We start from the raw sequence: 24,782 nt of genomic DNA on the forward strand, positions 1-24,782 counted from the left end.
TCGCGACACCGTGCGAAGCGGTTAACCTGACGACCCGTCAGTTATGCTACCCGTGTCCGACCGGGTTTCGACCTGTGTGTCCTCGGTCTCACACCCGTCGAGGGAGTCGCCCAGTGGATCTCGAATTCACCGAGCAGGAGCAGGAGTTCCGCCGGGAGGTGCGCGCCTGGCTCGAAGCCAACGTGCCCGCCGAGCCACTGCCGTCGATGGACACGCGGGAGGGTTTCCTCGCCCACCAGGCGTGGGAGAAGCAGCTCTTCGACGCGCGCTGGGCCGTGGTGTCCTGGCCCAAGGCGTACGGCGGACGCGAGGCCGGCCTCACCGAGTGGCTGATCTTCGAGGAGGAGTACTACCGCGCCGGCGCCCCGGGCCGGGTCAGCCAGAACGGCATCTTCCTGTTCGCGCCGACCGTCTTCGAGTTCGGCAGTAAGGAGCAGCAGGACCGCTACCTGCCCAGGATGGCCTCCGGCGAGGAGATCTGGGTCCAGGGCTGGTCCGAGCCGGAGGCCGGCTCCGACCTCGCCAACGTGCGCTCGCGCGCCGACCGCGACGAGGAGCGCGGCGGCTGGCTGCTGAACGGGCAGAAGATCTGGAGCTCGCGCGGCACCTACGGGCATCGCCTGTTCGGCCTGTTCCGCACCGATCCCGAGGCGCAGCGGCACCGCGGCCTCACCTACTTCATGGTCGACCTCGCGTCCGCGGGCGTGACGGTACGGCCGATCCCACAGCTGGACGGGGAGCCGGGCTTCGCCGAGGTCTTCCTGGACAACGTCTTCGTGCCCGACGCCGACGTGCTCGGCGGCGTGAACGAGGGCTGGAAGATCATGATCGCCACGACCGGCAGCGAGCGCGGCCTCAACCTGCGCAGCCCGGGCCGCTTCGTGGCCCCCGCGAACAGGCTGATCGAGCTGTACAAGGACAGTCCGCGCCCGGCCGAGCGCGACGCGGTCGTGCGCGCGTGGATGGACGCCGAGGCGTACCGGCTGTTCACGTTCGGCACCGTCACCAAGCTCCAGGCGGGCGGCGCGATCGGCGCCGACTCGTCGATCAACAAGGTCTTCTGGTCCGAGATGGACGTCGAGCTGCACGCGACCGCGCTGCGCCTGCTCGGCGAGGCGGGCGAGCTGGACGACGGCGACGGCGGCTGGCTGGACGGCTTCCTGTTCGCGCTCGGCGGCCCGATCTACGCCGGCACCAACGAGATCCAGCGGAACACGATCGCCGAACGCATCCTCGGCCTGCCCCGAGCGAAGTAGAAGGATTCCGACGATGCGTCTCGCATACACCGAAGACCAGGAACTGTTCCGCGACACGGTCCGCGACTTCCTCGCCGACCAGTGCACGACCACGCACGTACGCGCCGCGTGGGCGGCCGACAGCGCGATCTCCTCGCGCTGGCAGGAGCTCGCGAAGGTCGGCGTGACCGGCATCGTGGTCCCCGAGGAGCACGACGGCCTGGGCATGGGCGACGAGGAGCTCGCCGCCGTGCTGGTCGAGACCGGCTACGCCGCGCTGCCCGAGCCGCTGCTGGAAGCCGCTGTCGCGGTCGGCCTGCTGGCCGAGTTCGCGCCGGACGCGGGGTGGTTGGCCCGGATCGCGTCGGGTGCGGCGACCGCCTCCGTGCTGTTGCCCGGTCAGCGGCTCGCGGTCGAGGCCGCCGCCGCCGACCTGCTCGTGATCGGGCTCGACAACGGCGACGTCCACGTGGTGAACCCGGCCGACTGCGAGCTCACTGCGCAGCGCTCGGTCGACCGCAGCCGCAAGCTCTACACGGTCGGCTTCGAGCCGGTCCCGGAGACCCTGGTGGCCTCGGGCGCGCAGGCGGCCCTGGCCCGCGCGGCCGACCGCGGCGCGCTCGGCGCCGCCGCACAACTGCTCGGCCTGACCCGACGGATGCTCGACATGACCGTCGAGTACGCCAAGCAGCGGGTCCAGCGCGGCGTGCTGATCGGCACCCACCAGTCGGTCCAGCACCACCTGGCCAACGTGCTGATCAAGCTGGAGTTCGCCAAGCCGGTCGTGCTGCGCGCGGCCTACTCGCTCGCGCGCGACCTGCCCTCGGCCGCCCGCGACGTGTCGATGGCCAAGATCTACGCGACCGAGGCGGCCGATCTCGCGGCCCGCAACTGTCTCCAGGTGCACGGCGCGATCGGCTACACCGAGGAGCACGACCTCCAGCTGTTCATGAAGCGCGCGTGGGCCCTGGGCACCGCGTGGGGCGACGTGGGCACGCACCGCGACCGGGTGGCGACGGACCTGCTCGGCGACACACCGGCGCCGACCACACCGTCGTTCTGATCACCCCATGAACTGACGACGCATCAGGGCGGCCGTCGTCACGCGCGAATGCCTCCGGTTCATTCTCGAATCGGGGGCATTCGTGTCGATCACGGCAACGACTCGATCAGCGGACGATCCTGTGCGAGGACCCCGACGGGCCGGACCCGTTCGGGAGCGTCGACGAGGGGCCGGGCATTGCCCGCAGCGGGCAACTCTCCCAGTAGGCTCATCGATTCGGACCCGCGCATTCCCGATACCTGTGTGTACCGGAATGGATCACAGTGCCCAACGCCATCACCGATCACGTCCGTGGTCGGAAACTCCAGGGCAGCGCCTGGCTGGAGAGCGACGAGCGATTTCGGGTCGAGTATCGCCGGATGCGTCGTCGGGTCCCCGTGTACCGGGCGATCATCGGGGGACTTCGCCTACTGCACAGGCTCACAGCCGACGAGACGCAGAAGCGCGCGGACATGAGTGTCAGATGGTGGCCCCGGATCGGCCCACACGGCGAGATCTACGCCATGCCGAAGTTGTGGACCATGAAGGAGGGCGACGACACAAAGCCCGATCCGCCCGCGACCGAGGCCGAGATGTGGAAACAGCTCGAGTCCGGCAAGCTGAGCCCGCCGATCGTCGAGGATGGCGTGCGACCGTCCGGAAGCGCGGATGAACTGCGCAGGAACGCCTCCTTCGCGGCCCGCCTGGCTCGCGCCATCTCGGCTGACGAATGGCCGCAGATAATCCACGAGTACGAGCGCCGCAAGGAGATTCTCAAGCAACTTCGCAAGGGCGTCATTCCGGAGGGCAATTGGCTCGTCGAGACCGGTGCGGTCCCCGAGGGCGTTCGGCCGCCCCTCTTCGGCTACGCCCGCTACCACTGGGTCGGCGATCGACCGTTGGACCAGGCATCCGACCGACTCATGGACGAGGCGTGGGTGCTGAACCGGACGCCTCCGAGGCTGCACATCCCCTGGAGTCGCGGCAGGCGGCGATACTCGGGTGCGTTCTTCGGCCCGATGTTCGGCGAACTCGGTCGCACGGTTCCGGGCGCGGAGGCCAACCCGGAATTCCTGAGCCTGCGGGCCGCCTACGGCGTGTGGTGGCCGCACCACGCCTCCAAGAAGAACGAGGCCCGAGTGCTGCGCGGGTCGCGGGTCGTGCGAGCGAAGGACCTGGTGAGGTTCGCCCACACGGAACTGCATTGGCATGGCCTGGCTCCGGAGCCCAAAAGGGGACCCGCGTGGGTACGACCGTGGGAGCCTCCGAGACCGGTCGAGATCACGGACGAAGTGGTCACGACGATGGCCCGGGTCGCCAAGTCGGAGCCCGCGAGCAGTCCCACCGCGCAGCGGGCACCGTCGCGGGACGCCGTCGCGGCCGTCGTCGCGGCACACGGACTCGCCGCGCCGTTGCCCCAGCGAGTACAGATGCCCGTCCGTCGCGCCTATGACCGGAAGGCACGGGCCGGTGGCGCCCTCGACCAAGCCATCGCCCGGGCCGTCACGACCGGCGACGGGGTGGTCCGGGCAAGACCCTCGCGGGGACTCCCGGCCATCGACCCCGCCCCCGACGATCGGCCCGCCGGCGTTCATCCATGGCAGTCCACGCCGGGACCGCCCGGTGGCTCGCCCGACGTGGTTCGCGGCACGTTCTCGTCCGGTAGGTCGCGGGACGTCGATCGCGGCAAGTCCTTGGATCGATAGCTCGCCCCGTCGCGGTGGGACATGCACGGTGGGTCGCGGGGCGCGTTCGGGTGAGCCGGCGTCGGTTCGCGCGGATCACCCGAACGAGTGGGCCGCCTCAGCGGACCCGGTACTCCTTGCTGCGGCCCTGGAACAGGCCGGCCTGCTCGGACCAGTCCAGGTTGCCCAGTTCGATCATGTGCGGGGCCATGCTCAGGGCCTGTGCGCGGGTCAGGTCGCGGGCGGCCCAGATCGAGCGGATCGAGCCCTGGACGCCGTGCGGCGGGTAGGACGCGATCGTCTCGGCGGCCCAGCGCGCCGTTTCGAGCAGCTCGGCGGCCGGGACGACCTGGGAGACCAGTCCGGTCTCGTACGCGCGCTTGGCGCTCATCCGCTCCGCGTTGCCCAGCAGGGTGAGCCGCATGACCTCGCCGAGCGGCATCCGCTGCGCGAGGTGCATCGACTCGAATCCGGACACCATGCCGTACGTCGTGTGCGGGTCGAAGAAGGTCGCCTCCTCCACCGCGATCACGAACTCGCACTCGCCGAGCAGGTAGAACGCGCCACCGCAGGCCATCCCGTTGACCGCGATGACGACCGGCTTCCACAGGTCCGAGAACTTCGGCCCGATCTTGAGCATCGGGTCGTCGATCATGAACGGCGACGACGGCTGCGGGATGTCCACGCCGCGGTCGATCCCGGTGCAGAACGCCTTGTCGCCCGCGCCGGTCAGCACGACGCAGCGCACGTCGTCGTCGTGTCGCAGCGCACGCCACAGCGTGTGCAGTTCGTCGATCATCGTGACGTCGAACGCGTTGTGCCGGTCCGGGCGGTTCAGCGTCACCCACGCGACGCCGTTCTCCTGCTCGTAGCCCAGCGTCTCGAACTTGCGCATGCCTCAACCCTCAATCATCGGTGACCACCACATCGCGGTGGTCTGCGTCTCGATCGCCGTTCCGCCGCTTCCCTCCCCGCCATGATCTGACGTACCGTCAGGTTCAATCAACCTCTGGCCTCTCCGGGAGCGATCATGCAAGGGGACCTTGAGTCGGGGAGCATTCCCTCTCTCGTCGACAGGGCGGCGGACCGCTTCGGTGACCGCGAGGCCGTGGTCGACGGCAATGTACGGGTCACCTACGCCCAATTGCGGGACCGCGTCCGGCGTGCCGCCGGTGCGGTCATCGCGGCGGGCGTCGTCAAGGGCGACCGGGTCGGCATCTGGGCGCCGAACTCGCTGGACTGGATCGTGTCCGCGCTCGGCACGCTGACCGCGGGCGGCGTGGTGGTGCCGATGAACACGCGGTACAAGGGGGCCGAGGCCAAGTACGTGCTGGCCAAGACACGCGCCAAGGTGTTGTTCGTCTCGGGCACCTTCCTCGGCTCGTCGTACGTCGGGATGCTGCGCCAGGCGGCCGGCGGTGCGGCCGAGGGTCTCGCCTTCGCGGACCTGCCCGACCTGGCCCGCGTGGTCGTGCTCGCGGACAGCGCGCCGGACGACTGCGTCGCGTGGGCGGACTTCCTGACCGGCGGCGACCGGATCACCCCCGCCGAGATCGACGCGCGCAAGGCCGGCGTCGGGCCGGACGACATCGGCGACATCATCTTCACGTCCGGCACCACCGGGCAGCCCAAGGGCGTGCTCACCACGCAGGCGCAGACGCTGCGCGTGTTCGACACGTGGGCGTCCGTCGTGGGCGTCGTCGAGGGCGACAAGTACCTGATCGTCAGCCCGTTCTTCCACACCTTCGGGTACAAGGCGGGCCTGATCGCGAGCCTGATCAAGGGCGCCACGATGGTCCCGCAGGCGGTCTTCGACCTGGACGCCACGTTGTCGGTGATCCAACAGGAGAAGATCACCGTGCTCCCGGGCGCGCCGACGATCTACACCTCGCTCCTGGACGCGGTGGCGCGCGAGGGCGGCGGCAAGTACGACCTGTCCTCGCTGCGGCTCGCGGTCACCGGCGCGGCGGCCGTGCCGCTGTCCCTGGTCACCCGGATGGCGGACGAGCTGGGCTTCGACTCGGTGCTCACCGCGTACGGCCTGACCGAGTCGTGCGGCACGGCGACCATGTGCCGCCAGGGCGACTCGGCCGAGATCATCGCGTCCACGTCGGGCCGGGCGATACCGGGCGTAGAGGTGCTCACGGTGGACGCCGAGGGCAAGCCGGTGCCGGTCGGCGAGTCGGGCGAGGTGTGGGTGCGCGGCTACAACGTCATGAAGGGCTATTTCGAGGACGCGGAGGAGACCGCCAAGGCGGTCGACGCCGACGGTTGGCTGCACACCGGCGACGTGGGCGTGCTCGACGAGCAGGGCAACCTGCGGATCACCGACCGGATCAAGGACATGTTCATCGTCGGCGGCTTCAACGCCTACCCGGCCGAGATCGAGTCGGTCCTGGCCGGCCACCCGGCGATCTCCGAGGCCGCGGTGGTCGGCGTTCCGGACGCGCGGATGGGTGAGGTGGGCAAGGCCTACCTGCTGCTGCGGCCGGGGGCTGCGGTCACCGCCGAGGAGGTCATCGCGTTCTGTCGCCAGGAGATGGCGAACTACAAGGTGCCGAGGACGGTCGAGTTCGTCACCGAGCTGCCGAGGAATCCTGGCGGGAAGGTGCTCAAGTTCGAACTGCGGGCGCGTGCGGCCGAGGAGGCGGCGCGTCGCTAGGGCGCGGGGCCTTCGGGCGGCTCTTGGCCTCGAGCGCCGGCCGGGCTGGTTGGCCTCAAGCGCCGGCCGGGCTGATTACCCGGCCTTCGGCCGAGGTGGCCTCAGGCGTCGGTCGGGCTATTCGTAGCCTGGCCGGCGCTTGAGGCCGAGTTCGGCCGGCTACTTGCCTTCGAATTCGGCTGTGCTGCGGATTGCCTTGGCTGCGTAGCCCGCTACCGAGTCCTCGGATACCAGTGTGAGGGCTGCCGACATTGCCGTCAGGCCCAGGGCCGCGTCCAGGTTGGCGTCGGTGAAGGTGTCGATGCTGCGTTTGATGCCCTGGACGGCCAGGGGGGCGTTGGCGGCGATCTCCTCGGCGAGGGCGCGGGCGGTCTTGTCGAGGTCGGCCAATGGGACCACCTCCTGGACCAGGTTGAGTCGCTCGGCCTTGGCCGCGTCGATCCGACGGCCCGTCAGGGACAGCAGCTTGGCCCAGCCGGCGCCGGCCTCGCGGGCGATCCGGATGTCGCCGCCGGCGTCCACCGCGACGCCGATCTGCGCCTCGGGCAGCGCGAACTTCGCGTCCTCCGCGGCGATCCGGATGTCCGCCATCAGCGCGAGCTCGAAACCGAAGCCCAGGCAGTAGCCCTGTATCGCGGCGACCACCGGCTGCGGCAGCCTGGCGAACACCCGGAAGCGCTCGTGCACCCAGCGCAGGCCCTCGTAGTAGTTGCGGGTCCGCTCGGCGACGGAACGGCCGGTGATCGCGCCGCCCGGCGCGGTCACGTCGATGCCCGCGCAGAACGCCCGGCCCTCGGCCCGGAGCAGCACCACCCGCACCCGTTCGTCGAAGCGGATCCGGTCGGCCATGATCCCCAACTGACGGGTGGCCTCCCAGCTCCACGCGTTCAGCTTGTCCGGTCGGCACAGCGTCAGGACCGCGACGCCGGTGGCCTCCTCGACCTCCAGACGCATCCGGACCTCGGCCTCGTCGACGCTCGGATCGGTGGTGTTGATCACGGTCCGGTTCCTCCAGGAGCGGTGCTTCGGCCTTGTCTGACGACCCGTTAGATCGGAGTATGTGACACGCGTTCGCCACAGTCCAACGATCCCCCTCGATCCCTCGGAGGCTCTTCCATGGCCGCGATCCTGCCCCCGGGCACCCTGCACGTCGGCATGCAGTTGCCCATCCAGTCGCAGAGCAAGCTGTACGCGGAAGCCTGGGAGGAGACCTCGGGGCCCGACGAGCTTGGCCGGATCGCGCAGGCGTGCGACCGGGCCGGCTTCGCCTACATCGCGGTCTGCGACCACACCGCGATCCCGCGCAGCCACGCCGGGGCGATGGGTACCGAGTGGTGGGACACGATGACCACGCTCGGCTGGCTCGCGGGGATCACCGAGCGGATCCGGCTGATCAGTCACGTGTCGGTTCTCGCGTACCGCCACCCGATGATGTCGGCGAAGGCGTTCGCGACACTGGACAGGATCTCCGAGGGACGCGCGATCGTCGGCGCCGGCGCGGGGCACGTCGAGGCCGAGTTCGAGATGCTCGGGGTGGACTTCAAGACCCGCGGCAAGGCGCTCAACGAGGCGCTGGAACTGCTCGACCTCGCGCTGCGCGACGAGTACGTGACCTTCGCGGGCGAGCGCTGGCAGGTCTCCGACATGGGTGCGCTGCCGCGCCCGGTACAGACCCCGCGGCCGCCGATCTGGATCGGCGGCTCGGCGGGAGCGGCCCTCAAGCGGGTCGCCAAGTACGGCGACGGCTGGCTCCCGCAGGGCAGCCCGCGTGGGACGTACCCGGCCCAGCTGGCCGAACTCAAGGGCTACATGGCGGAGTTCGGCCGCGCCGAGGAGCGCCTGGACATCGGTGCGATCACCGAGATCATGTACGTCGGCGAGGCCGGCTGGGACGTCGGCGCGCACACGCTCACCGGCAGCGCGGACAAGATCGCCGAGTCGCTGCGCTGGTACGGCGAGCAGGGCGCGAACCAGATCCAGGTCCGCTTCCGCAGCCGTGACCTGGCCGAGCTGCTCGACCAGATCGCGCTCTTCGCCGCCGAGGTCGCCCCGAACCTTTCCTGACGCTTCATCAGTCCGCTTGATTCGAAAGGAACTTCGTATGGGCAGGCTCGACGACAGGGTTGTTCTGATCACCGGTGCGGCGCGCGGCCAGGGCGTGGTCGAGGCCCGCCTGTTCGCGGCCGAGGGCGCACGTGTCGTGCTCGCCGACATCCTCGACGAGGCCGGCGAGGCGGCGGCCAAGGAGATCGGCGACGCGGCGCGGTACGTGCACCTGGACGTCTCGAACGAGGACGACTGGAAGCGCGCGGTGCGAGTCGCCGTCGCCGAGTTCGGCAAGCTCGACGGGCTGGTGAACAACGCGGGCATCCTGGCCTTCGAGGCGATCGAGGAGATGTCGCGGGAGGCATACCTGCGGATCGTCGAGGTCAACCAGCTCGGCACGTTCCTGGGCATGAAGACCGCGCTGCCGGCGCTGCGCGCGGCGGGCGGTCCCGGCACGATCGTGAACATTGCGTCGTACGCGGGCCTGGCCGGCATGGAGGGCCTGGTCGCGTACGCCTCCACCAAGGGCGCGGTGATCGCGATGACCCGAGTGGCCGCTCTGGAGGCCGCGCCGCACATCCGGGTCAACGCGATCTGCCCCGGCGGCGTCCGCACGCCGATGACCAACCCGGGCGACATCGAGGGCCTGCACACCCCGCCGCCCGCGCCGGGCGAGCCGGACCCGGTCAGCGACGTCTTCGCCGGCATCCCCCTCGCCCGGATCGGCGAACCGGACGAGATCGCCGCCGCCGCCCTGTACCTGACCAGCGCCGACAGCTCGTACATGACCGGCACCCACATCGTCGTCGACGGCGGTTGGATGGCGGGCGTGAAGTTGTTCTGATTCGGGAACAGGTTGTTCTGATTCGGGGATGAGATATGCCCCAGCGGCATGACTCGGGTGAGACCGGTCTCATCGTGTCGGGAGCCCTGGCGGCCTCGTATATCTGACGTACCATCAGGTCCGTGGGTGTACGAGGCCGTGCATGTGGATGGCCGCGTTCGCAGGCAACACCGAGGGCAGAAGGAGCTTCGCCATGCTGGACCACGTCATCACCGGAGCAACCGTCGTCGACGGGACGGGCGCGCCGTCCTTCCTGGGTGACGTGGGCATAAGGGACGGCCGCATCGTCGCGGTAACCCCCGCCGGCGGCATAACCGAAGAGGCCGCGAGCACCGAGAACGCCGAGGGCCTGATCCTGGCTCCCGGGTTCGTCGACCCGCACACCCACTACGACGCCCAGCTGCACTGGGACCCGTACGCCACGCCTTCGGTCAACCACGGCGTGACCACGATCATCGGCGGCAACTGCGGCTTCACGCTCGCGCCGCTCAAGGCCGAGGACGCCGACTACACCCGCCGGATGATGGCCAAGGTCGAGGGCATGGCCCTCCCGGCGCTGGAGAACGGCGTCGACTGGAGCTGGGAGACCTTCGCCGAGTACCTCGACAAGCTCGAGGGAAAGATCGCGGTCAACGCGGGCTTCATGGCCGGCCACTGCGCGATCCGCCGCTACGTCATGGGCGGCGACTCGGTCGGCAAGGAGGCCACGCCGGAGCAGGTCGCGGCCATGGTCGTCGAGCTGGGCAAGGCGATGGACGCCGGCGCGCTCGGCTTCTCCACCGGCCAGTCGAACCACACCGACGGCGACGGCAACCCCGTACCGTCGCGCGCCGCGACGCCGGCCGAGATCCTCGCGCTGTGCGAGGAGGTCGGCAAGCACGAGGGCACCCAGCTCGAGGTCATCGTCGCGGGCTGTCTGGACAAGTTCTCGGACGAGGAGATCGACCTGCTGGTCAAGATGACCACCACGGCCGGCCGCCCGATGAACTGGAACGTGCTCACCGTCGACGCCGCCGCGCCTGACCGCGCGCCCCGGCAGATCTACGCGTCGGAGAAGGCCAAGGAGGCCGGTGGTCGGATCGTCATCCTGACCATGCCGGTCCTGGTCCCGATGAACATGTCGTTCCTGACCTACTGCGCGCTCAACCTGATCCCGAACTGGGGCCCGATCCTGTCGCTGCCGGTCCCGGAGCGGATCGCCAAGCTGCGTGACGCGGACGTGCGCACCGAGATGCTGCGCAACGCGGACAGCCCCGAGGCGGGCGTCTTCCGCCGGCTCGCGGACTTCGGCCGCTACGTCATCGGCGACACCTACTCGGAGGCGAACGAGGGCCTGTCCGGCCGCGTCGTGGCGGACATCGCCAAGGAGCGCGGCCAGGACGACTTCTGGACGCTGGTCGAGATCTGCATCAACGACGACCTGCGCACGGTGCTGTGGCCGATGCCGACCGACAACGACACGGCGTCGTGGGACCTGCGTCAGCAGGTGTGGGACAACGAGCACGTGATCCTGGGCGGCTCGGACGCCGGCGCGCACCTCGACCGGATGTGCGGCGCGACCTACACCACGCGCTTCCTCGGCGACATGCTCCGCGGCCGCAAGCTCGTCTCGCTGGAGCGCGCGGTGCAGATGCTGACCACCGAGCCGGCCGAGCTGTTCGGCCTCAAGGACCGCGGCCGGATCGCCGAGGGCTTCCACGCCGACCTGGTCCTGTTCGACCCGGAGACGGTGGGCTCGGGCCCGGCCCGCCTGATGCACGACCTGCCGGGCGACAGCCCGCGCCTGACCAGCGAGTCGACGGGTGTGGTCAGCGTGCGCGTCAACGGCGTCGAGACCATCCGCGACGGCGAGACCACGGGCGCAGCCAACGGCACGCTCCTGCGGTCCGGCAAGGACACGGTGACGGTCTCCGTCTGACGGTCTCCGTCCGGCGGTTCATCGATCGACGCGGCGGCGTACGGGAGTCCTCCCGTACGCCGCCGTTCCACGTCCGGGGCGCGGGGTTTCGCGCGGACTGGGATCAGGTCGGGCCGAGGAGGACGGTCAGCAGGCGGTCGAGGGAGCGGGCGAAGACCGCGTCCGGTTCGAGTGGGGGACCGCCGGCGGCCATCGTCGCCGCGAGGTGCGGGTAGTTGCCGCTCGCCGCGACGCCGTAGAGGTACTTGATCAGGTCGGCCTGCCAGGTCTCGCCGCCGGCCGGGGCCGCGTTGGCCCGCTCCCACTGGGCGAACTGGGCGACGAAGCCGTTGAGCATGGACAGGGCCTCCATCTTGGCGGAGCCGTCCAGGTCGGTGCCGGCCAGTGCGGCCAGGAAGAACTCCATCACGCCCAGCGAGTTGGGGCCGAACGACGGGCGCTTGACCAGGAGTTCGACCATCCACGGATGCCGGCGCGAGACAGCCAGCTGCTCGTGCGCGAGCAGTGCCAGGTCGGCACGCGGGTCGCCCGACGGCGCGTCGGGGATGCGGTACTCGCCGACGATCGCGTCGAGCATCAGGTCGAAGAGGTGCTCCTTCTTCGGCACGTAGTTGTACAGCGACATCGTCCCGGCCCCGAGCGATGCGGCGACCCGCCGCATCGCGACGGCGCCGATCCCCTCGGCGTCCGCAAGCGCGATGGCCGCCGCCGCGATGGCCTCGCGGCTGTGCGCGGGCGTGGGACCGCGGCCGGTGCGTTCGGGGCGGAGCCAGATCAGCTCGGGTACGCCGGTGGAGCCGCTGTTTCCCGCGGCGGATGTGGATTTGGCGGATGCCACCGAAGATCACCTCACCCTCATGTTAGTTACGTACGTGGTACGTAGTAGAGTGACGTCGACGCGCTTCTACGTACGCTGTACCTAGTAGGAAAGTGGGAGGTCGGCATGGAATCCATCAGCCTGGTGGCCGAGGGCCTGCACAAGAAGTTCGGCAGGACTCCGGCCCTGAACGGGTTCGACCTGGCCGTCCCGGCCGGTACCGTGTGCGGCCTCCTCGGCCCCAACGGCGCCGGCAAGACCACCGCGGTGCGGGTCTTCGCGACCCTCGTCGCGCCCGACGCCGGACATGCGCGCGTCGCGGGTTTCGACGTCGTGCGCGACGCGGACCGGGTCCGCGGCGTGATCGGACTCGCGGGGCAGCACGCGGCCCTGGAGGAGGGGGTGACCGGGCGCGAGAACCTCCAGCTCTTCGGCCGCTTCCACCACCTCGGTGCGCGCGAGGCCAAGCGCCGCGCGGACGAACTGCTGACCCGCTTCGGTCTGGCCGACGCGGCCGACCGCCTGGTGCGCACCTACTCGGGCGGCACGCGTCGCCGGCTCGACCTGGTCACCAGCCTGATCACCACGCCGCCCGTGCTGTTCCTCGACGAACCGACCACGGGCCTGGACCCGCGCAGCCGCAACGACATCTGGCAGGTCGTCAGAGAGCTGGCGGCACAGGGCACCACGGTCATGTTGACGACCCAGTACCTGGAGGAGGCCGACCGGCTGGCGGACGCCATCGCGGTGGTCGACCACGGCCGGGTGATCGCCTCCGGGACGCCCGAGCGGCTCAAGGCCGGGATCGGGACGAGTGTGGAGGTCGCCGTCTTGCGCCCGGCCGATCTGGAGACCGCCGCCGGCGTGCTCGGCCGACTCGGCACGGGGGAGCCGGACTACGACCGCGACGACCTGCGGGTGCGCGCGATCACCCGCCCGGGCGTGGGCCTGTCGATGCCGCACCTGGTCCGCGAACTCGATATCGCGGGCGTGACCGTCGTGGACGTGGCGCTGCGCGCGCCGAGCCTGGACGACGTGTTCCTCAGCCTGACCGCCGACACCGCGACCGACACCGACACCGAGACGGAGAGGGCCGCCTGATGAGCACCCGCCACGCACTGTCCGACACCACGACCCTCGCCACCCGGATCCTCCTCTACTACCGCCACTCGCCCGGCCTGATCGTCGTGAGCCTGGTCACCCCGGCCGCGCTGGTCCTGGTGTTCGGCTACGTCTTCGGCAGCGCGATGAGCGTGCCCGGCGGCGACTACCGCGAGTTCCTGATGCCCGGCCTGTTCGCCCTCGTCGCGGTGAACACGGTGATGCCCACGATGATCGGCTCCGCGCGCGACGTGGGCCTCGGGGTGACCGACCGGCTGCGCTCGATGCCGGTGTCGCGCCCGGCCCTGCTGCTGGGCCAGGCGGTCGCGGACGCCGTGGTCGGCATGGTCGTCCTGATCGCCGTCACCGGTCTCGGCCTCGCCGTCGGCTGGCGGATCCGGGACGGCTTCGCCGACGCGCTCACCGCGTTCGCGTTGCTCGTCCTGTTCCGCTTCGTGATGACCTGGGTCGCCATCCACCTGGGCCTGCTCGCCGGCCGCGAGGACGTCGCCGGCCAACTCGGCGTCATGGTGCTCCCGATCGCGATGATCACCAACGCCTTCGTACCCACCGAAGGCATGCCGACCTGGCTCCGCGCCATCGCCGACTGGAACCCGATCAGCGCGCTGGTGGCCGCCTGCCGCGACCTCTTCGGCAACCCGGGCGCCCCGACCGCGGACGCGGCCCTACCCCTGCAACACCCGGTGGCGGCGACCCTGATCTGGTCGGCGGCCCTCCTGCTGATCTTCGTCCCGCTGTCCGTACACCGGTTCAACACGCACGGCCGCTGACCGGGTTGTGCCATTCGGGTGACCTCGGGACGACCCGCTCGTTGGTCCGTACGGACCAGACAAGGACCGTGCCGGTGGTCGCGGCGAGTGTCACAATCGGGGCAGGTCGGGGCGACAAGAAGGCGGTGCTACGAATGGCGGCTCTCCCCGCGCAGTCGCACGTCCAGCCCTGGACTGTGGACGAATGGATCGCTCTCAACGAGGACGCGCCGGACGGCAGCCGGTACGAACTCGTCGACGGGAGCGTGCTCATGAGCCCGCCGCCATCCATGGGCCATCAGCTCGCCGGGGATCGGCTTGCCCGGATCCTGACCGATGCTGCCCCAGCAGGGCTCATCCCGGTGACAGCCACCGGGATCCCCATGGGCGACCGCACGGCCTTGATCCCCGACCTGCTGGTCGTTGATCTCGCCGCCTTCGCCGACGGCGCCAAGATGCCCGACCCCTCCCAGGTCCACCTCGTCGTCGAGATCGTCTCGCCCTCGACCACGACCACCGATCGCACCCTCAAGCCGGCCAAATACGCCGCCGCCGGCATCCCGCACTTCTGGCGTCTGGAGACCGCACGGTTCCGCGGGCTCGGGATCGATCGGCTCCCCATCCTGTTCACGTACACGCTCGACGCCGAGGGCGAGTATCAGCTGACCCGCAGGCTCGCGGCCGGCACCACCGCCCGGATCGAGGACCCCTTCCCGGTCCACCTCGACCCCGCCGACCTCGTCGTTTCGTAGCCACCCCGCAGGCTTGTCGAGCCGCTCTCGTTCGGATGATTCCACGCGAAATATCGGGCGAATCACCCGACCGCTGTCTACCATGTATGCGACACATACTGGAGGCATACATGAGCAACACCGTGATCGACATAGACGATGACGCACTGGCCGAGGCCATGGTGCTGCTCGGCACCAAGACCAAGAAGGACACGGTGAACACGGCATTGCGCGAGGTCGCGATGCGCCGCCGTCGTCGGCAGGCCATGGTCGAGATGCAGAAGTCCGCCGCCGAGGGTGGGATCGACCTGGAATTCCTGAGTGACAAGCGGAACTACCGCAGTTGATCGTCGCCGACTACCTCATCGACACGAGCGCCGTCTGGCGGCTTCTGCGGGATACCGCCCTGGTCCTGCCGTGGCATGCCTCGATCGAGGCCGGGCTCGTCGGGATCTGCCCGATCACGGAGCTGGAGATCCTGCGCAGCGCTCGAAGCGCGCGCGAGGCCGCCGATCTGGACGACTGGCTGGGCAATGTCTACCTGCCCTACGAAACGGACGAGCGCGATATCCGACGAGCGCGAACCGTGCAGCAGAAGTTGATGCACACCGGCTCCCACCGCGCCCCGGGGCCGAGTGATCTGATCATCGCCGCGACCGCCGAACGGCACCGGCTGGCCCTGTTGCACGATGACAACGACTTCGAGGCCATCGCGAAGGTGACCGGGCAGCCGCTGGCGCGTGTGACCGGCTCATTGCCGTAGTCGCCGCCCTCTCGGCGCGAGGTCGCGTCGCCCACGTGACGTGCGACACGAGTCGCAATGCCCTCGATCGAGCACGCCTACCCTGGGTCTGTTCGGGGGGCGACGTCGCGTCGGCTCCCGTTTGTCGGTTGGTCGGAGCGTACGAGGTGCGGTCGGCCCGCCGGTACAGCCCGAGCACAGCGACGACAGCGAGGTGTCGCATGACCCCGACCCCCAACGAGGGACGTCCCACCGAGAGTTCGATGCGGCGTGCGCTGCGGCGAGCCCGAGACGGGGTCATGCTCGACGTCTCGGAAGCGGCGGTCCTGCTGCACGCCCGAGGTGCCGATCTGGAGGACCTGTCGGCGTCGGCCGGCCGGGTGCGCGACGCCGGCCTCGAAGCCGTCGGACGGACCGGCGTGATCACCTACAGCCGAAAAGTGTTCATCCCCCTGACGCGGCTGTGCAGGGATCGCTGCAACTACTGCACCTTCGTCACCGTCCCCGGCAAGCTCAAGCGCGAGGGCCACGGGATGTTCCTCAGCCCCGACGAAGTGCTGAAGATCGCCCGCGACGGCGCCGCGCTCGGCTGCAAGGAAGCCCTGTTCACCCTCGGTGACCGGCCCGAGGACCGCTGGCCCGAGGCCCGCGAGTGGCTCGACGCGCACGGGTACGACGACACGCTCTCGTACGTCCGGGCGATGTCCATCCGGGTGTTGGAGGAGACCGGCCTGCTGCCGCACCTCAATCCCGGGGTGCTGTCGTGGACCGACTTCCAGCGACTCAAGCCGGTCAGCGCGTCGATGGGGATGATGCTGGAGACCACCGCCGGCCGGCTGTGGTCCGAGCCGGGCGGCCCGCACTACGGCTCGCCGGACAAGGACCCGGCCGTGCGGCTGCGGGTCCTGGAGGACGCCGGGCGCTCGAACGTCCCGTTCACCACCGGCATCCTGATCGGCATCGGCGAGAACATGACCGAGCGGGCCGAGTCGATCTTCGCGATGCGCAGGGTCGCCCGGCAGTACGGCGCGATCCAGGAAGTGATCATCCAGAACTTCCGCGCCAAGCCGGACACCGCGATGCGTTCGACCCCGGACGCCGACCTGGTCGAGCTGGCCGCCGCGATCGCCGTCACCCGGATCGTGCTCGGCCCCAAGGCCCGCGTGCAGGCCCCGCCGAACCTGATCGGCGAGGAGTACGCGCTGATGATCCGGGCCGGCATCGACGACTGGGGCGGCGTCTCGCCGCTCACCCCCGACCACGTCAACCCCGAGCTGGCGTGGCCGCAGATCGAGCACCTCGCGGCGCACACCGCCGAGGCCGGCTTCACCCTGCGCGAGCGGCTCAACGTGTACCCCGAGGTCATCCAGCGCGGCGAGCCGTGGGTGGACCCGCGCGTGCTGCCGCACGTGCGCGCGCTGTCCGACCCCGACACCGGGCTCGCGATCGAGGGCAAGTGCCCCGAGGGCCTGCCGTGGCAGGAGCCGGACGACATATTCGCGGCCGCCTCCGGGCGCACCGACCTGCACGTGAGCATCGACACGACCGGCCGCACCACCGACCGCCGCGACGACTTCGACAACGTGTACGGCGACTGGGAGTCGCTGCGCGAGCAGGTCGCCGACAGCGTGACCGGATCGGTCGTCCGGCTCGACTCGGAGGTCCGGGCGGCGCTGGTCCAGGCGGCCGCCGACCCGACGAGGCTGACGGACGATCAGGCGCTCGCGCTGTTCCACTGCTGCGGTGCGGCGATGGACGAACTCGCCAAGATCGCAGACGACTTGCGCCGCGACGTCAACGGCGACGAGATCACCTACATCGTCAATCGGAACATCAACTTCACCAACGTCTGCTACACCGGCTGCCGGTTCTGCGCGTTCGCCCAGCGCCGCACCGACGCGGACGCGTACACGCTCTCGCTCGACCAGGTCGGCGAGCGCGCCGAGCAGGCGTGGGCGGTCGGCGCGACCGAGGTCTGCATGCAGGGCGGCATCCACCCGGACCTGCCCGGCACCGCGTACTTCGACATCGCCCGCGAGGTCAAGAAGCGCGTCCCGGGCATGCACGTGCACGCGTTCTCGCCGATGGAGGTGGTCAACGGCGCGACCCGCACCGGGTTGTCGATCCGGGACTGGCTGACCGCCGCCAAGGAGGCCGGCCTCGACACCATCCCCGGCACCGCCGCCGAGATCCTCGACGACGACGTGCGCTGGATCCTGACCAAGGGCAAGCTGCCCGCCGCGACCTGGGTCGAGGTCGTCTCGACCGCGCACGAACTGGGCATCCGCAGCTCGTCGACGATGATGTACGGCCACGTGGACACACCGTCGCACTGGCTCGCGCACCTGCGCCTGCTCGGGCAGATCCAGGACCGCACCGGCGGCTTCACCGAGTTCGTCACACTGCCGTTCGTGCACACCAACGCGCCGGTCTACCTGGCCGGCATCGCCCGCCCGGGCCCGACCCTGCGGGACAACCGGGCCGTGCACGCGATGGCCCGGATCCTGCTGCACGGCAAGATCGACAACATCCAGACCAGCTGGGTCAAGCTCGGCGTCGAGGGCACCAACATGATGCTCGAAGGCGGCGCGAACGACATGGGCGGCACGCTCATGGAGGAGACCATCTCCCGGATGGCCGGGGCCGACAACGGCTCGAAGAAGTCGATCGCCGAACTGGAGGCGATGGCCGCGTCGCTCGGCCGGCGGGCCCGGCAGCGGACCACCACCTACGGCGAGGTAAGCGCGGAGCGCCAGGAGGTCGCGCGCCGACACGACGACGAGGTCGAGAAGATCATGCTGCCGATCCTCACGAACTGACCCCGACGGCGCCCTCGACGGCGCCGTCGACGCAGCGCGCGCGAGAACGCGCTCGGGCCCGAGGGAACCGCGACACGATGTGTCGCCCCTCGGGCCGGGAGCTCGCATTGCTTTGGAGTAGCCACCCGGTGGCCGACTGCCGGGCGGCGAGCGTGACTACCAGCACCGCCTGGTCGGCGCGCCTGCTCCGCGCCTGCTCCGCGCCTACTCCGAGCGTGCCCTGTCGGACGGGTGTACGACCCTTCGACGACCCTCCGCCGGTACGCTGCGGTGGGGTGTCGGGGGAGGGGAGCACACACATGGCCGCACTCTGGTCCAGAGACCGGCTGCAGGATTTTCGGGCACGGGTACGGGGTTGCCTCGTCGGTGGCGCGATCGGTGACGCGCTCGGCGCGGGAATCGAGTTCCTGAGTCTCGCGGAGATCCGCGGACAGCACGGATCCGACGGTGTCACCGGGTATGTGACGGCGTATCACCGGCACGGCGCGATCACCGACGACACGCAGATGACACTGTTCACCGTCGAGGGTCTGATCCGCGCGCACGTGCGGCGCGACACCGGCGCGTGGCATCCGCCGACCGACCTGCACCGCGCGTACCTGCGCTGGAAGGCCACCCAGAGCGAGTGGGGGCCGGACGAGCGCAAGGACGAGGGCTGGCTGGTCCGCGAGGAGTGGCTGTACAGCTCGCGGGCCCCGGGGTCCGCGTGTCTGCGCGGTCTGGAGGACGAGAGCGTGATGGGCACGCTCGAACTGCCCAAGAATCCGGATTCGAAGGGCTGCGGAGCGGTGATGCGCTCGGCGCCGTTCGGCCTCCTGGTCGGCTGGCGGCCCGAGCTGGTCTTCCAACTCGCGGTGGAATGCGCGGTCCTGACGCATGGTCACCCCACGGGCTACCTGTCGGCGGGCGCGTTCGCGGTGATCGTGCACGCGGTGATGCAGGGCGCGCCGCTGGAGGAGGGCGTGCGGGTGGCGCTCGAACTCGTCAGGTCCCGTCCGGAGCACGCCGAGACGTCCGCCGCGATCGAGGCCGCGCTGGCCGCGGTCCGGTCCGGGGTGCCGAGTGCGGAGCTGGTCGAGGCGCTGGGCCAGGGGTGGACGGCCGAGGAGGCGCTGTCGATCGGGCTGTACTGCGCGCTCGTGGCGCCGGACATGCGCACCGGGCTGCTGCTCGCGGTCAACCACGGCGGGGACAGCGACTCGACCGGGTCGATCTGCGGCAACCTGCTCGGTGCGATGCACGGCGACACCGTGCTGCCGGCCGATCTGGTCGCCGAACTCGAAGGCCGGGGCGCGATCCTGGAGTTGGCCGACGACTTCGCGATGGAGATGACACAGGGCACGACCCTGCACGGGTCGGAGGCGGGCGAGACCTCCTGGGCCAAGCGCTACCCGCCGAACTAGTGCGGCACTAGGACCCGCCAAGACTCCGGACAGGGCCTGGGCGGCGGCCCTCCGCGGAGCGGCCGCGCGTCACGTCACGGGCGGCGGGCGTCCACCCACGCGCCCGCCGCCATCACGGCGCGGACGTTCAGGGCGTCGTCCAGGACCACCAGGTCGGCTCGCTTGCCCGGTTCCAGGGTGCCGACCCGATCGGCGATCCCCAGTGCCCGCGCGGGAGTCGCCGACAGCGAGCGGACCACGTCGGCGATCGGCAGGCCGCCCGCGACGCTGTTGCGCAGGGCCCGGTCCAGGGTCAGCGTGCTGCCCGCGATCGAGTCGCCGTCGGCGAGCCGGGCCACGCCCTCGACCACGTCCACGGTCATCACGCCCAGCGGGTACACGCCGTCCGGCATGCCCGCGGCGCCCATCGCGTCGGTGATGAACGCGACCCGGTCCGGGCCGGCGCTCGCGAACGCGAGGTTGACCACGCTGGAGTGCAGGTGCACGCCGTCGTTGATCAGCTCGACCACCGCGTCGCTGTCCTGGAGCAGCGCGGTGACCGGGCCCGGCTCGCGGTGGTGCACGCTGCGCATCGCGTTGAACAGATGGGTCGCCACGCTCGCGCCGGCGGCCAGCGCCGCGCGGGTCTCGCGATGCGTGCCGTCGGTGTGCCCGACCGCGGCGATCACGCCCTCGTCGGCGAGCCGGCGCACCAGCTCGACGCCGCCCTTGAGTTCGGGAGCGAGGGTGACCATCCGGATCGCGCCGTCGGCCGTGCGCAGAAGCGTGGTGACCTCGTCGCGGTCGGGCGCGCGCAGCTGGGTCGGGTCGTGCGCGCCGCAGCGGGCCGCGCTCAGGTACGGGCCCTCCAGGTGCAGACCGGCCAACCGGCCGTCGTGCACGAGCGGGGCGAGCTCCGACACGATCCGCAGCAACTCGGTGGGGGAGGCGGTGACCAGGCTCGCGATCGTCGTGGTGGTGCCGTGCGAGCGATGGAATTCGGCCACGCGCAGGGCCTCTTCCGGATCCCCGGAGGTGTACGAACCGCCCCCGCCGCCGTGTACGTGCATGTCCACGAAGCCGGGCACGATCCAGCCGCCGGCGACATCGATCACCGGTTCGGGGCCGGCGGGAACTCCCGTACCGGCGAAGGCGATCCGGTCGCCGACCACCCCTACCGAAGCATTCTCGACCACCCCGGAGGGCAGTACCACGCGCGCATTGCCGAGCACCGTCACCCGCGTACCTCCAAGGCGTCCCACGCGATCAGGCCGGCGCCGCGGCAGCCGGCCTCGTCCCCGAGTGCCGCCGTCACGATCGGCGGCACATGCTGCACCACGGCGCGCTCCGCGAGCAGCGTGCGCAGTGGGCTGAACAGTTGCTCGCCCGCGAGCGAGAGTCCGCCGCCGATCACCAGGAGCCGCGGGTCGTACAGCGCGAGACCGGCCAACAGGCCGTCCGCGAAGGCCGATACGCCCTGCCCCCACACCGCCGCCGCGACCCGGTCGCCGGCCACCACCCGGGCGACCACCTGGGCCGCGCTCAGCGGCGGATCGTCACCCGGCGCGGCGTCCGCGAAGGCGTGTGCGATCGCCGGGCCGGAGAAGTGCGCCTCCAGGCAACCGACCGCGCCGCACGTGCACTTGCCGCCGCCGGGGCGCACCGTGATGTGGCCGATTTCGCCCGCCTGCCCGTGCGCGCCCGGGTAGGGCCGCCCGTTCAGTACGAGCACCGACGCGAGCCCGGTGCCGATCGCCACGAACAGGAAGTTGTCGCAGTCCCGGCCCGCGCCGAGCCGACCCTCGGCGAGCGCGCCGGTGCGCACGTCGTGGCTGAGCGCGGCGGGCAGGCCCAGCCGGTCCGCGACCAGCGAGCGCAGCGGGACCTCGCGCCACTGGATGCTGGCCGACCACACGGCGACCCCCGCCGCGTCGTCCACGATCCCCGGGACCACGACGCCGGCCGCGCGCGGCACGCCACCCAGCTCGACCGCGCGCTCGCGCAGCTCGGCGGCGAAGTCGACGATGCCCGCGACCACCGCGTTCGGGCCGTGGGTGCGACCGGTCGGGCGCCGCTCCGAGTAGACGAGGTTGCCGCCCTCGTCCACGACGCCGCCCTTGATGTCGGTTCCGCCGACGTCGAGTGCGACGACGCAGTCCGCGCCGGACAGGTCGGACGGCGAGGGGTTCACTTGCGGCATCGGCGTCTCAAGTCTGGTGTATGGGGCCGGAAGGGCGCCCGATGGCGGATGGATCCGGGAATGCGCGTTTGTGCTCACTGGATAGCAGTTGAAAACATGAACATGCAACAGCATCGTTGAGTGAGCACGGTGTCACCGCCGCCCCGGCGCACGACACGTGCGGGCCGCCCGCGAGGATGTCCCGAACAATCCCGACGAAGCTCGGGCATGGCTGTCGGATCGGGCTGGAGGTCACGGGTGAGTCGCTACGAGCGGTGGGGTTCGCTCCTCGAACTGTTGGCCAAGCACGGCCGGCTCGAAGTCGAGGACGTGGCCGCCGAACTGGACGTCTCGCCGGCCACGATCCGGCGCGACCTGGACCAGCTCGCGCAGCAGCAGATGCTGACCCGCACCCGCGGCGGCGCGGTCGCGCACGCGGTGTCCTACGACCTCCCGCTGCGCTACAAGACCGCGCGGCACGCGTCCGAGAAGCAGCGCATCGCGCAGGCCGCCGCGGCCCTGGTCAAGCCGGGCGAGACGGTCGGGCTCAACGGCGGCACCACGATGACCGAGGTGGCCCGGGCCCTGGTCGCCCGGGCCGACCTGCACACCGAGGGCGACTCGACCGCGCAGGCGTTCACGATCGTCACCAACGCGCTCAACATCGCGGGCGAGTTGGCCGTCCGTCGACACGTGAAGATCGTCGTCACCGGCGGGGTGGCCCGCCCGCAGTCCTACGAGCTGATCGGCCCGCTCGCGACCGGCATCCTGCACGAGGTGGCCCTGGACGTGGCGATCCTGGGCGTCGACGCGATCGACGTCGAGCACGGCGCGAGCGCCCACCACGAGGGCGAGGCGAGCATCAACCAGTTGATGGCGGCCGGCGCGGGCCGGGTCGTGGTGGCCGCGGACTCGTCCAAGCTCGGTCGCCGCGCGTTCGCCCGGATCTGCCCGCTGGATCGGGTCGACGTCCTGGTGACCGACACCGCGGCCCCCGAGGCGGCCACGTCCGCCTTCGCCGAGGCGGGCGTCCGGGTCATCCGGGTCTGATCCCCGCGGTGCCACGCCGCGCGCCGAGCGCCCTGCCCGCCCAGGCCCGAGCGCCCGCCCCGCCCAGGCCCCGAGCGCCCCGCGCCCCGGGGTCCCGGGCGGGGCGGGGGCAGTCACGGCACCCGGCTTCCCACCGGCGCGACGAATCTTTTGGCCGGATCGAACCGACACCCTGTGTGTCGGTTCTTCGGCATGCGCGCCCGCATGGGTAACGAATTGCTCTGCAAACTTCCTCGACCCCTCCTCCGAATCCCAGGATTGGTGTAGACCTTTCTTCCAGCGAGGTGTTGACTGCCGACACGGCGAGTCCGCAAAATGCTCGATGCTGCGCAAGGGTTTTCCCGGAGCCCGGTTTTCAAACAGTTTCGCGCATGGGTGTCCAGTTGGCTTTGCATGACGAAACCCGGTTCAACGGTCCTGTTTCCCGAAGGCATGAAGGCGGTTCTGCGATGAAGCGGCACCAGATGGCATTGGCGGCGACAGGACTGTCGGCCGCTCTGCTTCTGTCAGCGTGTGGTGGCTCGGACGATGACAAGAAGGACGACGGCACGGGCGCGGCCGGCGCCCCGAAGGACGGGACGATCAAGCTGGTCGTCGCGGACTACGGCAGCGGCGACGGCAGCATGCAGAAGTACTGGGACGGGGTCATTTCGAGCTTCAACCAGAAGACCCCCGGCATCAAGGTGAACCTGCAGGTCGTCAACTGGGATGACATCGACAAGCAGGTCGCGACCATGATCCAGAACAACGACATGCCCGATATCCTGCAGACCGGCGGTTACGCGGACAAGGTCGTCGACGATCTGCTTTACCCCGTGGACGACGTCATGTCGCCCGCCACCAAGGCCGACTTCGTCGAGTCGTTCACGCCGGCCGCGACGGTCAAGGGCAAGCAGTACGGCATTCCCTTCACCTCCAGCACGCGCCAGTTGATCTACAACACGGATCTCTTCGCCAAGGCCGGCATCACCGAGCCGCCGAAGACGTGGGACGAGCTCAAGGCCGCCGCGGTCAAGCTCAAGGCCGCCGGCGTGGCGACCCCCTTCGGCCTCCCGCTGGGCAAGGAGGAGGCTCAGGGCGAGTTCATGAACTGGGCGCTGGGCAACGGTGGCGGCTACCAGACCAACGGCAAGTACACGGTCAACAGCCCGGCCAACGTCGAGGCCCTCAACTGGGTCAACGACAACCTGGTCAAGGCCGGCCTGACCGAGTCGAACCCCGGTACCAAGAACCGCAAGGACGTCTACACCGACTTCTACGGCGGCAGCGTCGGCATGGTGAACAGCAACCCCACCATGATCGCGACGCTGAAGAAGGACTACCCGAACCTCAAGTACGCCACGGCGATGATCCCGGGCAAGACCGGTCCGATGACCGAGACCCTCGGTGTCGCCGACTGGATGATGGCGTTCAAGAAGAACGGCCACAAGGACCAGATCAGGGCCTTCCTGGACCACGCGTTCAGCACCGACCAGCAGATCAAGTTCCAGGAGCAGTACAGCTTCCCGCCGGTCACCACGTCGGTCATGGCCAAGATGACGGCCAACCCCGCCAACGCCGGTCTCAAGCCGTACATCGACCTCCTGCCCAAGGCGAAGTTCTACCCGCTGAACGACGTCGCCTGGGACGTGCTGTCGCCGAAGATCAAGGAGCAGCTCGGTAGCGCCGTCTCCGGCAAGTCGCCCAAGGACGTGCTGGACCAGCTGCAGAAGGAAGCCGAATCGGCGGTCGCGCAGCAGAAGAGCTGACGCGGTACCGA

The 24,782-nt window shown here is 70.2% G+C and carries 21 protein-coding genes; 16 read left to right on the plus strand and 5 right to left on the minus strand.

Annotated features, from left to right (window positions below):
* Positions 1 to 113: 113 nt before the first annotated feature.
* From OG928_RS19595 to OG928_RS19605, 3 genes are all read left to right on the plus strand, one after another.
* Positions 114 to 1,256, plus strand: coding sequence for an acyl-CoA dehydrogenase family protein (locus OG928_RS19595; protein WP_406285492.1), 1,143 nt, complete (start codon positions 114 to 116; stop codon positions 1,254 to 1,256).
* Between the two features lie 13 nt (positions 1,257 to 1,269).
* A complete protein-coding gene (locus OG928_RS19600; protein ID WP_406285493.1) occupies positions 1,270 to 2,298 on the plus strand; it encodes an acyl-CoA dehydrogenase family protein in 1,029 nt (342 codons plus the stop codon).
* A gap of 263 nt (positions 2,299 to 2,561) precedes the next feature.
* A complete protein-coding gene (locus tag OG928_RS19605; RefSeq protein ID WP_406285496.1) occupies positions 2,562 to 3,983 on the plus strand; it encodes a hypothetical protein in 1,422 nt (473 codons plus the stop codon).
* Between the two features lie 97 nt (positions 3,984 to 4,080).
* On the opposite strand, the gene OG928_RS19610 is transcribed toward OG928_RS19605, so the two are convergent.
* On the minus strand, positions 4,081 to 4,857 hold the full coding sequence (locus tag OG928_RS19610) for an enoyl-CoA hydratase/isomerase family protein (protein WP_406285499.1): 777 nt from the start codon (positions 4,855 to 4,857) through the stop codon (positions 4,081 to 4,083).
* 135 nt (positions 4,858 to 4,992) lie between these two features.
* On the opposite strand from OG928_RS19610, the gene OG928_RS19615 reads away from it, so the two are divergent.
* Positions 4,993 to 6,624 (plus strand): FadD3 family acyl-CoA ligase, encoded by a 1,632-nt coding sequence (locus tag OG928_RS19615; protein WP_406285502.1) that lies wholly within the window; start codon positions 4,993 to 4,995, stop codon positions 6,622 to 6,624.
* A gap of 159 nt (positions 6,625 to 6,783) precedes the next feature.
* On the opposite strand, the gene OG928_RS19620 is transcribed toward OG928_RS19615, so the two are convergent.
* Positions 6,784 to 7,623, minus strand: a complete 840-nt coding sequence (locus OG928_RS19620; RefSeq protein WP_406285504.1) for an enoyl-CoA hydratase/isomerase family protein — start codon at positions 7,621 to 7,623, stop codon at positions 6,784 to 6,786.
* Between the two features lie 117 nt (positions 7,624 to 7,740).
* Between OG928_RS19620 and OG928_RS19625 the strand changes: the two genes are divergently transcribed.
* The 3 genes from OG928_RS19625 to OG928_RS19635 all read left to right on the plus strand — a co-directional run bounded on the left by OG928_RS19625 (position 7,741) and on the right by OG928_RS19635 (position 11,432).
* Positions 7,741 to 8,688 carry a TIGR03619 family F420-dependent LLM class oxidoreductase gene (locus OG928_RS19625; protein ID WP_406285507.1) on the plus strand — a complete coding sequence of 316 codons (948 nt, stop codon included), beginning with the start codon at positions 7,741 to 7,743 and terminating at the stop codon, positions 8,686 to 8,688.
* Positions 8,689 to 8,725: 37 nt separating this feature from the next.
* Entirely contained in the window at positions 8,726 to 9,514 is a 789-nt protein-coding gene (locus tag OG928_RS19630; protein WP_406285508.1) for a glucose 1-dehydrogenase, read from the plus strand.
* A 193-nt stretch (positions 9,515 to 9,707) separates the two neighbouring features.
* A complete protein-coding gene (locus tag OG928_RS19635; protein ID WP_406285509.1) occupies positions 9,708 to 11,432 on the plus strand; it encodes an amidohydrolase family protein in 1,725 nt (574 codons plus the stop codon).
* A gap of 103 nt (positions 11,433 to 11,535) precedes the next feature.
* On the opposite strand, the gene OG928_RS19640 is transcribed toward OG928_RS19635, so the two are convergent.
* The gene (locus OG928_RS19640; RefSeq protein ID WP_406285512.1) at positions 11,536 to 12,270 is read right to left on the minus strand and encodes a TetR/AcrR family transcriptional regulator; all 735 of its coding nucleotides are present in this window, start codon (positions 12,268 to 12,270) and stop codon (positions 11,536 to 11,538) included.
* Positions 12,271 to 12,375: 105 nt separating this feature from the next.
* Between OG928_RS19640 and OG928_RS19645 the strand changes: the two genes are divergently transcribed.
* The 7 genes from OG928_RS19645 (at position 12,376) to OG928_RS19675 (ending at position 19,815) form a co-directional block, all read left to right on the plus strand.
* Positions 12,376 to 13,350: an ATP-binding cassette domain-containing protein gene (locus tag OG928_RS19645; protein ID WP_406285514.1), complete on the plus strand. Its 975-nt coding sequence runs from the start codon at positions 12,376 to 12,378 to the stop codon at positions 13,348 to 13,350.
* Entirely contained in the window at positions 13,350 to 14,141 is a 792-nt protein-coding gene (locus OG928_RS19650; protein ID WP_406285516.1) for an ABC transporter permease, read from the plus strand. The genes OG928_RS19645 and OG928_RS19650 overlap by 1 nt, the downstream gene beginning before the upstream one ends.
* Positions 14,142 to 14,275: 134 nt before the next feature.
* Positions 14,276 to 14,872: a Uma2 family endonuclease gene (locus tag OG928_RS19655; protein ID WP_406285519.1), complete on the plus strand. Its 597-nt coding sequence runs from the start codon at positions 14,276 to 14,278 to the stop codon at positions 14,870 to 14,872.
* Between the two features lie 110 nt (positions 14,873 to 14,982).
* A complete protein-coding gene (locus tag OG928_RS19660; protein WP_406285521.1) occupies positions 14,983 to 15,198 on the plus strand; it encodes a type II toxin-antitoxin system VapB family antitoxin in 216 nt (71 codons plus the stop codon).
* Positions 15,195 to 15,614 carry a PIN domain nuclease gene (locus OG928_RS19665; protein ID WP_406285522.1) on the plus strand — a complete coding sequence of 140 codons (420 nt, stop codon included), beginning with the start codon at positions 15,195 to 15,197 and terminating at the stop codon, positions 15,612 to 15,614. Before OG928_RS19660 ends, OG928_RS19665 begins: the two co-directional genes overlap by 4 nt.
* A 200-nt stretch (positions 15,615 to 15,814) precedes the next feature.
* The gene (locus OG928_RS19670; RefSeq protein ID WP_406285524.1) at positions 15,815 to 18,412 is read left to right on the plus strand and encodes a bifunctional FO biosynthesis protein CofGH; all 2,598 of its coding nucleotides are present in this window, start codon (positions 15,815 to 15,817) and stop codon (positions 18,410 to 18,412) included.
* A 299-nt stretch (positions 18,413 to 18,711) separates the two neighbouring features.
* Positions 18,712 to 19,815 (plus strand): ADP-ribosylglycohydrolase family protein, encoded by a 1,104-nt coding sequence (locus OG928_RS19675; RefSeq protein WP_406285526.1) that lies wholly within the window; start codon positions 18,712 to 18,714, stop codon positions 19,813 to 19,815.
* Positions 19,816 to 19,889: 74 nt separating this feature from the next.
* Here the strand turns inward: OG928_RS19675 and nagA are convergent, their stop codons facing one another.
* Both nagA and OG928_RS19685 read right to left on the minus strand, forming a co-directional pair.
* Positions 19,890 to 21,032: an N-acetylglucosamine-6-phosphate deacetylase gene (nagA, locus tag OG928_RS19680; RefSeq protein WP_406285528.1), complete on the minus strand. Its 1,143-nt coding sequence runs from the start codon at positions 21,030 to 21,032 to the stop codon at positions 19,890 to 19,892.
* Positions 21,029 to 21,994 carry an ROK family protein gene (locus OG928_RS19685; RefSeq protein ID WP_406285531.1) on the minus strand — a complete coding sequence of 322 codons (966 nt, stop codon included), beginning with the start codon at positions 21,992 to 21,994 and terminating at the stop codon, positions 21,029 to 21,031. The genes nagA and OG928_RS19685 overlap by 4 nt, the downstream gene beginning before the upstream one ends.
* Positions 21,995 to 22,231: 237 nt before the next feature.
* Between OG928_RS19685 and OG928_RS19690 the strand changes: the two genes are divergently transcribed.
* Positions 22,232 to 23,023 carry a DeoR/GlpR family DNA-binding transcription regulator gene (locus tag OG928_RS19690; protein WP_406285533.1) on the plus strand — a complete coding sequence of 264 codons (792 nt, stop codon included), beginning with the start codon at positions 22,232 to 22,234 and terminating at the stop codon, positions 23,021 to 23,023.
* A 449-nt stretch (positions 23,024 to 23,472) separates the two neighbouring features.
* Positions 23,473 to 24,771 carry an extracellular solute-binding protein gene (locus OG928_RS19695; RefSeq protein ID WP_406285535.1) on the plus strand — a complete coding sequence of 433 codons (1,299 nt, stop codon included), beginning with the start codon at positions 23,473 to 23,475 and terminating at the stop codon, positions 24,769 to 24,771.
* Positions 24,772 to 24,782: the final 11 nt, after the last annotated feature.

It is taken from the genome of Embleya sp. NBC_00896, from assembly GCF_045207785.1.
GTDB lineage: Bacteria > Actinomycetota > Actinomycetes > Streptomycetales > Streptomycetaceae > Embleya.

Excerpts from the sequence above, each read along its gene's own strand:
- OG928_RS19600 (WP_406285493.1), top strand. The coding sequence starts at position 1,270 with ATGCGTCTCGCATACACCGAAGACCAGGAACTGTTCCGCGACACGGTC.
- OG928_RS19610 (WP_406285499.1), bottom strand. The coding sequence starts at position 4,857 with ATGCGCAAGTTCGAGACGCTGGGCTACGAGCAGGAGAACGGCGTCGCG.
- OG928_RS19615 (WP_406285502.1), top strand. The coding sequence starts at position 4,993 with ATGCAAGGGGACCTTGAGTCGGGGAGCATTCCCTCTCTCGTCGACAGG.
- OG928_RS19625 (WP_406285507.1), top strand. The coding sequence starts at position 7,741 with ATGGCCGCGATCCTGCCCCCGGGCACCCTGCACGTCGGCATGCAGTTG.
- OG928_RS19630 (WP_406285508.1), top strand. The coding sequence starts at position 8,726 with ATGGGCAGGCTCGACGACAGGGTTGTTCTGATCACCGGTGCGGCGCGC.
- OG928_RS19635 (WP_406285509.1), top strand. The coding sequence starts at position 9,708 with ATGCTGGACCACGTCATCACCGGAGCAACCGTCGTCGACGGGACGGGC.
- OG928_RS19645 (WP_406285514.1), top strand. The coding sequence starts at position 12,376 with ATGGAATCCATCAGCCTGGTGGCCGAGGGCCTGCACAAGAAGTTCGGC.
- OG928_RS19650 (WP_406285516.1), top strand. The coding sequence starts at position 13,350 with ATGAGCACCCGCCACGCACTGTCCGACACCACGACCCTCGCCACCCGG.
- OG928_RS19655 (WP_406285519.1), top strand. The coding sequence starts at position 14,276 with ATGGCGGCTCTCCCCGCGCAGTCGCACGTCCAGCCCTGGACTGTGGAC.
- OG928_RS19660 (WP_406285521.1), top strand. The coding sequence starts at position 14,983 with ATGAGCAACACCGTGATCGACATAGACGATGACGCACTGGCCGAGGCC.
- OG928_RS19670 (WP_406285524.1), top strand. The coding sequence starts at position 15,815 with ATGACCCCGACCCCCAACGAGGGACGTCCCACCGAGAGTTCGATGCGG.
- OG928_RS19675 (WP_406285526.1), top strand. The coding sequence starts at position 18,712 with ATGGCCGCACTCTGGTCCAGAGACCGGCTGCAGGATTTTCGGGCACGG.
- OG928_RS19685 (WP_406285531.1), bottom strand. The coding sequence starts at position 21,994 with ATGCCGCAAGTGAACCCCTCGCCGTCCGACCTGTCCGGCGCGGACTGC.
- OG928_RS19695 (WP_406285535.1), top strand. The coding sequence starts at position 23,473 with ATGAAGCGGCACCAGATGGCATTGGCGGCGACAGGACTGTCGGCCGCT.